Source organism: Actinomyces sp. HMSC075B09, assembly GCF_001812395.1.
Classification (GTDB): domain Bacteria; phylum Actinomycetota; class Actinomycetes; order Actinomycetales; family Actinomycetaceae; genus Gleimia; species Gleimia europaea.
The window spans coordinates 1-13,314 of sequence record NZ_KV808731.1; the positions used below are offsets into that span (position 1 = coordinate 1).

General features: G+C 54.0%; 11 protein-coding genes. 8 read left to right on the forward strand and 3 right to left on the reverse strand.

Translation table 11 applies throughout. The annotated features are described in order from the left end of the window. Positions 1-104: 104 nt before the first annotated feature. Entirely contained in the window at positions 105-1,685 is a 1,581-nt protein-coding gene (locus HMPREF2854_RS00870) for an FGGY-family carbohydrate kinase (protein ID WP_070617804.1), read from the reverse strand. Between the two features lie 143 nt (positions 1,686-1,828). After that, positions 1,829-2,422, reverse strand: a complete 594-nt coding sequence (locus HMPREF2854_RS00875; protein WP_070619441.1) for a flavodoxin domain-containing protein — start codon at positions 2,420-2,422, stop codon at positions 1,829-1,831. 229 nt (positions 2,423-2,651) lie between these two features. Here HMPREF2854_RS00875 and HMPREF2854_RS00880 point away from each other — a divergent pair, with 229 nt between their 5' ends. The 6 genes from HMPREF2854_RS00880 to HMPREF2854_RS00905 all read left to right on the forward strand — a co-directional run bounded on the left by HMPREF2854_RS00880 (position 2,652) and on the right by HMPREF2854_RS00905 (position 9,574). Continuing rightward, positions 2,652-4,226: a xylulokinase gene (locus HMPREF2854_RS00880; RefSeq protein ID WP_070617808.1), complete on the forward strand. Its 1,575-nt coding sequence runs from the start codon at positions 2,652-2,654 to the stop codon at positions 4,224-4,226. Between the two features lie 19 nt (positions 4,227-4,245). Further along, on the forward strand, positions 4,246-5,292 hold the full coding sequence (locus HMPREF2854_RS00885) for an NAD(P)H-dependent glycerol-3-phosphate dehydrogenase (protein ID WP_070617811.1): 1,047 nt from the start codon (positions 4,246-4,248) through the stop codon (positions 5,290-5,292). A gap of 101 nt (positions 5,293-5,393) precedes the next feature. Beyond that, positions 5,394-6,173, forward strand: a complete 780-nt coding sequence (locus HMPREF2854_RS00890; protein ID WP_070617814.1) for a DeoR/GlpR family DNA-binding transcription regulator — start codon at positions 5,394-5,396, stop codon at positions 6,171-6,173. A 322-nt stretch (positions 6,174-6,495) separates the two neighbouring features. Further along, positions 6,496-7,746 carry an ABC transporter permease gene (locus HMPREF2854_RS00895; RefSeq protein ID WP_186822468.1) on the forward strand — a complete coding sequence of 417 codons (1,251 nt, stop codon included), beginning with the start codon at positions 6,496-6,498 and terminating at the stop codon, positions 7,744-7,746. Positions 7,747-7,749: 3 nt separating this feature from the next. Then, positions 7,750-8,898 carry an ABC transporter permease gene (locus HMPREF2854_RS00900; protein ID WP_070617820.1) on the forward strand — a complete coding sequence of 383 codons (1,149 nt, stop codon included), beginning with the start codon at positions 7,750-7,752 and terminating at the stop codon, positions 8,896-8,898. Positions 8,899-8,941: 43 nt separating this feature from the next. After that, the gene (locus HMPREF2854_RS00905) at positions 8,942-9,574 is read left to right on the forward strand and encodes an ABC transporter ATP-binding protein (RefSeq protein ID WP_034506521.1); all 633 of its coding nucleotides are present in this window, start codon (positions 8,942-8,944) and stop codon (positions 9,572-9,574) included. Between the two features lie 249 nt (positions 9,575-9,823). Here the strand turns inward: HMPREF2854_RS00905 and HMPREF2854_RS00910 are convergent, their stop codons facing one another. Further along, a complete protein-coding gene (locus HMPREF2854_RS00910; RefSeq protein ID WP_070617823.1) occupies positions 9,824-10,759 on the reverse strand; it encodes a restriction endonuclease in 936 nt (311 codons plus the stop codon). A 520-nt stretch (positions 10,760-11,279) separates the two neighbouring features. Here HMPREF2854_RS00910 and HMPREF2854_RS00915 point away from each other — a divergent pair. Beyond that, positions 11,280-12,236 (forward strand): DUF418 domain-containing protein, encoded by a 957-nt coding sequence (locus HMPREF2854_RS00915; protein ID WP_070617826.1) that lies wholly within the window; start codon positions 11,280-11,282, stop codon positions 12,234-12,236. Between the two features lie 2 nt (positions 12,237-12,238). Continuing rightward, a complete protein-coding gene (locus tag HMPREF2854_RS00920; RefSeq protein WP_070617829.1) occupies positions 12,239-13,279 on the forward strand; it encodes a trypsin-like serine protease in 1,041 nt (346 codons plus the stop codon). Positions 13,280-13,314: the final 35 nt, after the last annotated feature.

Here is a 13,314-nt window from a genome sequence, read left to right on the forward strand (position 1 = left end):
AATAATCCAGTCCAACTTCCGGGGGACACTTCAAGAGCAACACCCCACCACTCTTAAGCCATCAACCTGCTTTCATGCGCGGCGGTCAGGCCCGATTAGCGCACCTAATTAGCAGCCGGGTTATCAGCCATTCGCGCGTTCACGTCTGCGAGGTCATTGTAAACATCCGCATTCGCCCAAGCGAGGAACGCCTTCTTGAACACCTCGTAGTACTCGTTGTATACCGCATGGTTGTCTTCGTTCGGGTAGATAAACCCGCGCGTGTGCACCATGTTGTCCACCGCCACGTCAACGGAAGGCAGTGCTCCCGCGCCAACACCGCCAAGAATCGCAGCGCCGAGCGCAGCACACTCGGACACGATCAGGCGCTCAACTGGGCGGCCATAAATGTCGGCTTGCACCTGACTCCAGAACACAGAGTTCGCGCCGCCACCCGAGAGGCGAATCGTCTCGAACGGCTCCTCCATCGCATTTTCCATTGCCTCCACGCTCATGCGCAGCTCATAGGCCACACCCTCGAGCACGGCGCGCGCGGAATGAGCACGAGTATGGATCTGCGTAATGCCCAGCATGCCGCCTCGCGCATTGTCATGGAAGTACGGATTCGCCTGCGAGTTGAAGAACGGGAAGAAGATCAGCCCATGCGAGCCCACCGGCGCCTTCGCCGCCTCAAGCGCGATGAGGTCATACGGGCTCAAATCAAGTTCAGCGGCCGCTCTTACCTCCGGCTGGCCATAGGTGTCACGCCACCAACGCAAGACCGCGCCCGCGGCGTGTGCAGTGCCCTCCATGTCCCAACGGCCCGGGATCGAATGAGCTCCAAACGACACGCCGCTTTGCAGATTCGCGGCCATGTCGGGTGCCTGGTCAAGCTGGGCAACCATGACAGCAGCCGTGCCGAGCGACAGCTCTGCCAGCCCCTGCCTATTCACACCCGACCCTACGGCAGCACACTGTTGGTCACCGCCACCCGGCGAGAGCACCGTGCCCTTCGCGAACCCGGTCTGTTCACTGGCTTGCGCGCTAACCTCGCCAATCGGGCGAAGCTCGTGCAAGAGAGGTGGCATAATGTCTAGGTCGAGTCCCGCACGGTCAAATAGTTCCGGCGAGTATTCCAAGGTTTTGATGTCGAACATGCCGTTGTAGTTAAGCGCAGACGCATTTGCAAACAGCTCGATTGAGCCAAGCTTGTGCAAAATCCACTCTTGCCCGTTAACTATCTTCCAAGTCTTGGCATAAACCTGCGGCCAGTTCTCTTTCAGCCACATCAGTTTGGGATACACCCACAGGCTGGAAATGTTCAAGCCTGAAATTTCGTAATAACCCTCCTCGCCAAACTCCTCCTTCATCCAGCGAGTCTGCTTGCCCGAGCGCCCGTCAGACCACACAATCGCGTCGCTAAGCGGATTCCAATCCTCATCAATCGGAATGAATGAGCCGCGCTGCGACGAAACTCCGATCGAAACAATGTCTTTCACATCGCCCGGGAACGAGGCTGTTGCCTTCCTCGCGGCATAACAAATACCGTCCCAAAGCTCATGCATATCCTGATCCACCCAACCAGGATGAGGATGCTTAGTGCGATATTCCTTGTAACCGCTGCTAATGATCTTGCCGGCACCATCGAAAATAATGACGCTTGCGCCTGTTGTTCCTGCGTCAATACCGGCGAAATACTTGCTCATGCCTTCACACGCCTTTCGTCGTTAACCACACCTTTGTGGCCGTCCCATCACCATACGGGAACGAGGAGACAATTTGGCGCTTTCTCAACTAAATGAGAATCCGGCGTCCCCATTGTAGGCGGGCGCATGCGCGGAGACCTGTCTTAGCGGTGATTCAAAGCCTCTCGGGCGCACTCAACCAGAGGAGCAATCGAGTCACGGTTCGTGTGATCGTAGCCCTGCGCAATATTATCGGCCACGGCTACAGCCCACTCTCCGCGGTCGCGGTACTTCTGCACTCGCTTAGCGAAGATCTTGAGTAGCGTCTTTTCAGCTGCGGGTAGGCCTTCATAGCGGACCCCGCCCTCGAAGTAGAAGAATGGGAACTCACCCTTTGCCAGCTCGTTCCTGGTGAACGTGCGGGCTGCGCACTTCCAATCTCGGTCCGGGTGCTGCGGCGTTCCCCCGTTTGCCCACACGATTACGCGACCTTGATTCAAAATGCCGGCATCTTTTGCCATCTTGCGGAACTTTCTGAAGCCGCGGATGATCGCCATTCGCACGCCAGCGCCGTAGACCACCAGGTCATATGACGCTAGGTTGATGCGGCCACTCTTCACGCCCTCGACTACCTCCGACAATGGGTGAAGATCAGCCTCGAGGTCTTCTGCGATCCAAGTCCCATAGGTCTTAGAAAATCCGGTCAGGGTGTTGTAAATGACCAAAACTCTAGGTGCGCTTTTAGCTTCATCCGCCATTGTTTCCATCCTTCATTCATGAACCGCATACGAATATACACGGCTAAGACCTCGACTTTTTGTTGAAATACAGCGTTTTTTACGACAACCGTGTCAGAAAACCAGCGACGGAAAAACAGCCCTAAAAACAAACTTTCATATATTTTGTGGGTTTTAGCAGAATTCCTGTTGATTTTTGTTAATCGTGTGGATAATCTGATGGTGCATTCAACGAAGAATGGAGATTCTAATGACACCTGAGAACAAGCACCACCTTGGTGCTGGCCCCCTTGTTATTGCTATTGACTCGTCCACCACGTCCACCAAAGCGATCATTGTTGACGCCACCGGGCACGTGCTACACACCGCAAAACGCAACATTCAGCTACACACGCCCGCGATGGACTGCTACGAGCACAACCCGATCCGCTGGTGGGAGACCACGCGCGACGCGATTGGCGAGGCCGTAGCAGCGCTCTCCCCCACAGACCGCGAGCGCATTGAAGCAATCGGCATTACGCACCAGCGCGAGAGCTTCGCACCTTTCAAGGCAGATGGCACACCGCTTCGTAACGGCATTTTGTGGCTTGATGGCCGCGCAACCGAGCAGATCCGCAAGTACGGCTCAGCACACATCCACCAGCTGTCCGGTAAACCTGCGGGCGTGACCCCCGCGATCTACAAGATGGCTTGGGTTGCCCAGCACGAGCCAGAGGTGTTCGAGAAGGCTGACAAGGTCGTTGACGTCCTCGGCTACATCACATTCAATCTGACCGGCCGTTGGGCTTCTTCGCAGGCAGCCGCGGACTCGCTCGGCCTTTTCGATATTGAAAAGCGCGACTACGCGGATGAGCTACTTGAGATCGCAGGCGTGCGCCGCGATCAAATGTCTGAGCTTGTTGAACCAGCTAGCCCAATCGCGATGCTGAAGGATGAACTTGTATCCGAATGGGGCCTGTCGAAGTCAATTCCAGTAATCGCCGGACTTGGCGACGGACAGGCCGCCGGCATTGGCGCTGCGGCAGTTACGCCAGAGATTGGTTATCTTAACCTCGGTACCGCCGTGAATGCAGGTGTTGAATCCCCGGTCTACAAGTACGATCCCGTATTCCGCACGCATGTCTCCGGCATTCCCGGCAACTACGTGTTTGAGGTCCTACAGTCTTCTGGCTCCTACCTGGCCGGCTGGTTCCGCAAGTCGCTGGGCGATCCGAAGCTCCTGGGCGAACCTGACCCGGATCTGGATGAAGCAGCTTCAAAGATTCCTGCCGGTTGCGAAGGCCTCGTAACACTCCCCTACTGGAACGCAGTGCAGTCCCCATACTGGGATTCCGTTGCGCGCGGCGCCGTAGTGGGCTGGCGCGGCACCCATTCGCGCGCCCACATGTACCGTTCGATCCTCGAGTCGATCGGCTTCGAAATGCGCTACAACCTCAACCACATCGAGGAAGGCACGGGTGTGAAGCTTCAGGGCCTACGCATCATGGGTGGCGGCACTCGCTCCAAGCTGTGGCGCCAAATCATGGCCGACTGCACGGGCCTGCCCCTCACTGTCTGCCTCGAAGATGAAACCTCCGCCCTCGGCGCCGCAGTTCTTGCAATGGCGTCCACGGATGCGTACGAGGACGTCCAAAGCGCAGCCGTTGGCATGGCCCGCTATGGCGATACCATTGAGCCAGACATGGATGCGCATGAAAACTACAAGGAGATTGCGGACATTCAGCACGAGCTTTACCCGAAGCTCAAGGACACTTTCGAACGCCTCCACGATCTTTCCTTGAAATACCCATCCACGAAGCCCGAGTCCCCTGCGGCTGAGCTTTAAAGATACGGAAAGGAACAACATGTCGATCATTACCGTACTGGGCGCCGGAGCTATGGGTTCTGCGCTGTGCACGCCACTCATCGATTCGGGCTGGGAGGTACGCCTGTGGGGAACGTGGCTCGACGACCACCTCCTCGATGCGATTGAGGCCGGAAAGCCGCACCCGCGCACCAACGAGCACGTAGCCGAGGGCGTCAAGCTCTACCGCAGTGGAGAACTTAACGACGCACTCGACGGCGCTAACGTCGTGGTCATGTCGGTGGCTTCCGTGGGCGTCGAGAAGATTACGGAGCTAGCCCTTGACGGAATCGAGAAGGCCGAGGCACTTTGGCTGACATCCAAGGGCTTTAATGAAGGCCCGGATGGCAACATCCAGCTGCTGCCGGACGCAATCAGGCGGATTGCTAAGGCTAACGGCAAAACCGTCCCGCCGATCGTTGCAATCGCTGGTCCCGTTAAAGCCAATGAGTGCGCGGCACGCAAGCCCACCGCAACGATCTTTGGCTCGAAGGACAAGGACCTGGCCACGCGTTTCGCTCGCGAAGCCCGCTCCGATGTTTACTGCATTGAGCCGAGCGGCGACGAAACCGGTGTGGAAATCTGCGCTCCCATGAAGAACGTGTATGCCATCGCGCTTGGTATCGCGGATGGCCTTGAGGAAGGAACCGGGGTGCCGCACCACAACCTCAAGGCTGCAACGTTTGCGCAGGCTGTGCGCGAAATGTCCCTGCTTGGGCAGTCACAAGGCGCAGATCCGGCAACCGCTTTCGGGCTAGCTGGCGTTGGAGACCTGGAAGTCACCGGCCTGTCGGGTCGCAACAAGGTTTATGGTGTGCGCCTAGGCCGTGGAGAAACCGCAAAGGAGGCTCTAGCCGAGATGGATCGACTGGAGCAAACCGTTGAGGGCGTACCGGCAGCAGGCCTGGCCGTTGGCTTTGTAAAGCAACACGCGCCCGACCTGGTGGATGAGCTTCCGCTACTAGCGGCTGTAAGCCGCATCATTTCGGGAGCTGCAACCGACGTCAAGACGGAAGTTGCAGCCGCGGTACTCCCCAAGAGACCGTAACTTTCACCCCTGGCCCCGCGAACCTGACGGATCGCGGGGCCAGGTTTTAATATTGAATAGTCTTCTAGACCGAAGCAGGATTTCAACTAGGGAGGGTAGATATGGATAAGAGGAGCATCCACGGACCTAAAGCCCGCAGAAACTCCATACTCTCCCACTTGCTGACCCACGGAAACTCCACGGTTGAGCAGCTCGCGGAGCTTCTTTCTGTATCGCAAATGACCGTCTACCGCGATGTTGCCGAACTTGAATCACTGCAACTGGTACAACGCAGAAACGGATTGATCAGCCCCGCGGCATCCTCGCTGTCAGAGTCCTCTGCTCACCTGCGCCAGCAGGCGAACCGGCCCCAGAAAAAACGCCTCGCCAAGGCCGTGATGAAACACATCACGCGCGGGATGTCACTACTAGTTGACGATTCCACCTCCAATATTTCACTCGTTGAAGACCTATCGGAGGTTACTCCTATAACGGTTGTCACCAACGCGGAGTTCATCGCCAAAATTGTTCGACCTCAAGAAGACGCCAAGCTCATATTGGTGGGCGGAGAATACGAGCCCTGGGCCGACTCCTACTTTGGAGACATCACCATCAAATCGCTTGACCAGCTGAGGGTAGACCTCTGTGTCATGTCCGCCACCGCTCTCACCACCACGCACGCCTTCCACCCGGACCAGCGAGTGGCGGATGTTAAGAGGCAAATGCTTGCCTCTGCAGATAAAAAGATTCTCGTCGCCGATTCCAGCAAGTTCACCAAAAACGCGCTCTATAAAGTTGGGCCGCTAACTGATTTTGACCTTGTCATTACAGACTCTGAAACTCCAAAAACCGTGTTAGAACAGCTTGCCGATCAAGACATCCTTGTTGAAGTCGTGCGGTAGATCCTCTTTAAGTCGGACTCTTTCCGCAGGTGGCAGGCGTTCCGATCCTATGCCTCAGCAAACGAAACGTGACCGACCTCGCACCCTATTTGTAATGATTCTCAGGCTTAACTGAAGACAATTATCAGGATGCATACAGTTTCGCGTTGCTTAATGCTTTTTGATAAATAAAAGAACTGACGCAAAGGAATATTTTCAGATGTCGTTTGTTAAACGAGCTTGGCTTAACGTCTCTCGCAAATTAGCCAAGTCGCTTACAATCTTTCTAGTTTTATTAACCGCCTGCACGCTTCTTCTATCCACCTTCGCGGTGCGAGAGGCTGTGGCCCGCACGAGCGACGAGGTGGGCTCAGAACTGCTAGCTGGCTTCTCGGTACAAAATAATCAGCGCACGAACCCCGGCACTGCTCGAGGTGCAGGAAATGTTTCTCGCGCCCAGATTGAAGCAATCGCCAAGCTTCCGGGCATCACGAAGTACGTGGCTAACATGAGCTCGGTGGCAGACATTGAAAATGCCGAGATTTTCAAACTAGATGGCGCAGCATCTGACTATTCACAAGAGAGAGAAGAAAAGTTTGGCAACGCCGTGATGGTGAACGCGGTGAACAAGTCAGACCTCGCCACCCCCTTCCGCGCGGGAACCTTCACCGTGGCGCAAGGCCGTCACCTCACCGACAATGATCACCACAAAGTGATGGTGCACGAAGAGTTTGCAGCTAAGAACAACCTGAAGGTTGGAGACACGCTGCGCATGCGCGGCAACATTTACGACCCGGACAACCGGTTCCAATCCGACGCCGCTGTTGATGCAGAGATCGTTGGCACCTTTAGCGGCAAAAACGCTCGCCCGGCCGCGCAGCGCCTAGAGCTATACCAGAACGCTATATTTACCGACCTTGATACAGCGCGGACCTTGAACGGCACTACGCCCGAAAATGAGATCTACCAAGATGCTGGCTTCTTCGTTAACAGCGTCAAAGACGTGGACAGTGTTATGAAAGCTGCCGCAGCTCTACCCCTAGATTGGGACCACTATGAGCTAGTGAAGAACACGGACATGCTTGGAGCACTGGCGTACTCGCTTCAAAGCATCAACTCCCTCGTTAATGCCACTTTCATTGGCACCCTGATTTTCACCATCGTGGCACTCGCACTGGTCCTCGCCCTCTGGATGAATGAGCGCCGCAAAGAAACAGGAATCCTGCTGGCCGTAGGCGTAAGTAAGGCCAAGATCTTCGCGCAGTACTTGACGGAGAACATTTTCGCTTTCGTTGTAGCCGTCGTAGCATCGTTTGGCACTGCCACCTTGCTTGCGCAGAAGCTGGGCGACGGCATTGTTTCGCGCGCGTCTGCTCAAACAAGTGCGCAACTTAACGGCGGTCAGAACTTTGGTACCGACTTCTACACCTCCACGATTCAAAAGACTGTGGATCACGTGAACGTTGTAATCGAACCATCGCACCTGGTCATGGTTGGGGTTGCCGGCCTGATTCTCGTAATCGTTGCGACCCTGATTGCTTCGGCACCGATGCTTTCGAAGCGTCCAAAGCAACTGCTAACTCAGATCGGTTAAGTAATGCAGTTTTGGACTCAAGCGGGTTTGGCAGTAAGGCGCCACCCCAAGAAAAGCGTCACGCTGGCAGCCATCATTTTCGTTATTTCAGCTGTTTTCATACTGCAGGGCATAGTTAGCGCAACCGTAAACACCGTAACGAACGCGGCTACCGAGCGAATTGCTCCCGGATTCACGGTTACTTCCACTGCGGGAGATTTCCAAGAAGAGGCCGCACAGAAGCTACTAGATTATGACCGCCTGACGGGCCACAACTTTGTGCTACACACCGCGGCAGAAGCGCAGCAGCTCGGATTCGTTTCCGTAACTGGTGCAAGCGACGTGAGCAAGCTACCGACTTTTGCAGAAGAAGATGCGCAGATAGACGAGACCTCTTTGCAGAAGTTGCAGGGTAGCCAGAGCATCATCATGCCTGAACTGATTGCAGAGCAGCTGGGTATTAAAGCTGGCGACAAACTGACGCTCGGTAAGGACTCTAGCGAAGTTGAGTTAGAAGTTGCGGGGGTTTATAAGCAGGATATTTCTGGCTCCAAGAATCCTGACGTGTCGGTGTATGCAAGCCTAGAAACTGCGCAGAAGCTGGCGGGCAAAACGGCGGTTTCCAGCGCCACCTACCTAACCAAGGCAGAAGACGTTGACCACGCAATCAAGTTCGCGAAAGAACATGCCGCGCAAGGTCTAGAGGTTGCTAGCAATACCGGAGGCGCCGCAGACCTGCTGGGATCGGTATCTGGCTTTGCAACCCTACTGTTGCGGTTGTTGCGCGTCATCTTAGTTTCAGGTGGATTGATCTTGGCTTTCGTACTCGCATTCTTTGTGCGTTCACGCATTCACGAGATCGGGATCTTGCTAACCATTGGTTTTTCGAAACTGCGGATCTTCGCCCAGGTTGTCACAGAGCTGATTATGCTGACTATTCCAGCGTTCATTGTTGCACTGATTGCCAGCGAGATCGCGGGGCATTTCCTCTCCGTACAGATTTTGCAGTCAGCTACTGACGGACAGATTAGCGCCGTCCCGTTGAGCGCGCTAAGTACCTCGGCCATCGCGGCTTTTGGTGGAATCATCGCCATTGTGCTGGCAGCCTTGCTTATCGCTATTTTCCCGATCTTACGCCTTCCGCCTAAACGGATTTTGGCCAAAATGAGCTAATCCCTCGCCCACTACTTTTCACTTACAAAATAGGAAGATTTCCATGACCACGCTAAAACTTGAAAACGTATCTTTTAACTACTTGGCCGGACAGAAAAATGTTCTTGACAACATCAGTGTTGAGTTTGAGTCCGGGAACTTCTACGCCATTATTGGCAACTCTGGCACTGGTAAGTCAACGCTACTGAGCTTGTTGGCGGGCCTTGATGCGCCCACTCAGGGAACCATTTCGATGGATGGTGAGGACATCGCTAAGCGCGGCTACACGCATCACCGGCAGCACAACATTGCTTTGGTGTTTCAAAATTACAATCTGATTGACTATTTGACTCCGCTGGAGAACGTGCGCCTGGTCGACTCGAAGGCGAAAGTTGATTCACTTTTGGAGCTAGGCATTTCTGAGGAAGAAGCGAACCGTAACGTGATGCAGCTTTCTGGTGGCCAGCAGCAGCGGGTTGCTATTGCGCGCGCATTGGCCGCAAAATCGCCCATTATTCTTGCTGACGAGCCTACCGGCAACCTCGATGGTGATACCGCTAGCGAAATGGTGGCGATCCTACGCAATCTTGCCCACGAGCAAGGCAAGTGCGTCATCGCCGTTACGCACTCAAAGCAACTAGCGCGCGAAGCTGACGTGGTTTACCGACTGAAGAACAAGAACCTCGTGAAGCAGTAACGAGCAGGGGCTTGCTGGTTCGGCTTAACTGCAGCCGGCAAGCCTCAAGAAATACATAGAGCGTTGGGGGCGCGTACCTTTTCTGGTGCGCCCCTTACATATAGGGGCATATCGTTGGCGTATGCAGTTGGAGTTGTCAACAGCACCTACCGATCAGAGCAGAAAAAGCGTCTACGACGGATCTGAGATGAAATTCTTACGCAACCAGGCAACCATCTCGTTACCGTTACCTATCACATGAAAGAACCTTTAGGAGAGTTCCTCGTCAAAGAAGTCATCATCAATCTCGTACAAAACGAACTCTTCGCTCCTGTGTACGCCAACTCCGTAAGCAAGCATCAGTGCGGTAAGTTTAATCCCATCAATCAACACGATCTTCCCGTGACGATAATTCGACGCGACCGTCTTGGCTCCGGGCAGGAAGCTTGAAGTCGTAATAAATACACCTCGGTTTGCCGCACGGGAGTCTAAGGACCCGATGAAATTTCGGATCTCCGGTTCACCTACCTTGTTTGTATCCGCATATCGTTTCGCTTGAATGTAAACATTGGTAAGCCCAAGTGCATCCTGACGAATAACACCATCAATACCGCCGTCACCAGAACGCCCCACGTGTTGTTTCTCTCCGTGAGTGCCGCCGTACCCCATGGCCCATAACAGATCTATCACGGCTTTTTCGAAAAACTCAGGAGAAGAACTCTGCAAAAGTTGTCGCAACGCGGTTTCGGTTTGTGCATTAAACGTACGCTCACTTGCTTCCATTATTTCGATAGGGTCACTGGCCGTATCTGATGGTCGCGTTATTGCGTTAGTAGTGTCTTGTTTCCGCGCAGTAATTTCTTCTTGATAATCGCGCCACTGTTTCCACTCCATCATGTCGTTTTCGGAGTATTTCGTCAGGCCTCGCGCGTTCACGCTCAGCCCATCAGGTGATATCAAGTAATGCCCACGTCTTGGCCGCTTCAGTAAACCCGCTTGTGTTAAACCTGAACATGCCCAGTTAATTCGATTTATGTAACGGGCTTGCCCCGACGCAATTCGCTCACTCCTTACCTGTTCTGAAAGTTGCAACTGATTCGCAACTAATTCACATATTTCCCGAAAGGGTCTTTCTGAACCATCAGCAAGAACCTGCAACACTACAGGACGGAACTGGTCAATCGTTGGCGTATTATCAGTCATCATCAATACTTCTTTGCACGGAGACTCTCAGAACTCTCACATCAGTGTAGCGAAACCTAACACTGCACAATCCTCAAATACTACGAGGCCTCGTGCGAAGCAGATTCTAATATTCTCATTCCCCACCTTTATGGAAACTATTGGAACCCGTTTAGCATCTTAGAGATCTCACACAGGCAGCACACCGCTTCGTCTTGCCGGCTCAGCCCAAACTCACATGCGCGATCTTCGATATTGCGTTTCTGCGTACCCAGGAGCTTCGGGTACACCCTCTAGCCGCCCGTCTTCATGAAACTAAAACTAAATCACGAGTACTACTTTTCCCCTCTATTTTGTGGGATCAAACACTCTCAGCCCGCTGGAGCGCCATTTTAGAAACAAATCCAGAATACGCTCAGATTTTTCTAAATTTTTTGCCAGAAACGGTGGTTATTTATAGAAAGTCGTTTTTGACACGCCGGTTTTAGGGAGCATTTTTAACCAAAGAACGGTTCTCTAAAGTATTAGTAAAGGAGAAAACTGAGTGTCTAAACCTTCACGAATCGTGGGGCTAGATGTAGCGCGCTCACTCGCGATCATCGGAATGATTACGATCCACATGGCCTCGCTACTTTGGAGCACCAAAGTAATGCTCTCTGGCCTACCCGCATCATTATTTGCCATCATCGCCGGCGCGACGATGATGATCATCGGACGAAACTACACCAGCACCACTTTCTTCCGGCTGATAGCCCGAGGCGCTTTAATCATCCTCATCGGCCTGGCACTATTGCCCGTCGGTGGAGAGATTCAAGTGGTCCTCATCGTAATGGGCTTAGTAATGATCCTGGTTTCCTGGATGCCCGCATTAGGAACATGGTGGAGGCTCGCGCTATTTATTGCTGCCACAATCGCCGCAACAGTCGTTTACGCCCCCATCGAACTGCCACAGATTTATCCGCTACTGGCATGGATTGCATACTTCACCGGCGGCATGCTTCTTTTCGACGTGTACCTGCGCGGCCGACTACAGCGCAACCCCGCTACGAACGCCACCACTAACACGCGACTGACCTGGATCGTAACCGCAATCAGCGTGGTCATCGCCGGCATTGGCATGTACTTCCGATTCGACCCAAACATTCCCAGCTGGCTCAGCTTCACCGGCCACACCGGCGTCCTAGGCGAGATCATCCTCTCCGTTGCCGTCGCAGCCGTGGTGATCCACCTATGCCTGATTGTAGGAGACCACTCACGAATCGCGGTTTACCCCTTCGCAGCCATGGGAACAATGTCTCTCACCATTTACATTCTGCACATTCTCACCGCTTTCTACTGGCAGCAAAACATCGCGTTGCATTCCACCTTGTCAGCAACCGGTTTCATCATATTTTTCCTCGTCGCAGCCAGCCTTTGGAAGAAGTTCGTAGGACAAGGTCCTGCCGAGAAACTCGTTGCCACCACAATCAAGGCCATTGTTCCTTCCAAGAAAGAGAATTAACCGTGAAAAAATCATCTTTTTCGATCGCGGCCATTGTCAGCGCCACCCTACTAATGACTGCCACTCCGGCCCTCGCACTCGAATATGGCGATCCGGCACCAGAAAATGCGGAAAGCAGTTCCGTTGCCGCCCTCAAAATGGGCAAAATCGGCAACTTTGGTGACTGCACGGGCACACTCATTGCTGACCAATGGGTACTCACAGCACGCCACTGTCTCGAATCAGTTAACAACGAAGGAACCCAGGCACGCATCGCTGGGAAGGTCTACAACGCTGATTCTTGGGCTCTTTCGCCCACATCTGACGCGGGGTTACTGCACCTGACTGAAAAAGTAACTAACGCTACCCCCGCAAAAATCTCTCACGATACTCCGAGCCCAGGGCAGACAGGAACTCTTTACGGTTGGAGTAGCAGCTCGTCCATGGCACGATCCGGACAGCTACCGATGGCCAAAATGGTTGTCAAAGAGCTACTAGGTGGCGCGCCTTCCGGTTCTGACACGCCGAGTGCTCCCGAACCTCCTTCCGATTCCGAGACCCCTACCGGCGCTGACACGTCTACAGAGACTGCCCCGCCACAGGCTCTACAGTCAGCACCTGGAATGTCGCAGTCTGGCCAAACCGAATCTGATCCTGAAGGGATGGCGGAGGTCCCAGCTGACAACTCCATACAGCCTAGGATCGAAACCTCCATCCTGGATGTGGAATCAGTTTCTGGAGCTGGCATGCAGGGCGGTGACTCTGGTGGCCCGTTCTTTGTTGACGGAAAACTTGCCGGACTTGCAACCGCAGGAACAGCTAATGGGGACCCAGACCTGCCCTCCCCCAGCGCCGCAATTACCACTCTCGCAGGCACCGCTGAATGGATCGACAACATTGTCTCTGGCCGCGACACCCAAAGCGTTCTAACTGCAGAAAACACTCCTGCACCGCCGAAGAACATTCAAACCAGCGGCGACAACATTTGGGGATACCTTGCGATAGCAGTCCTCGGCCTTGCTGTTGCAGCAGTCGGGTCACGTATCCGCATTGCGCGCCAGTAACAACACCTACACAGTCGCCTACAAATAGCCAATAA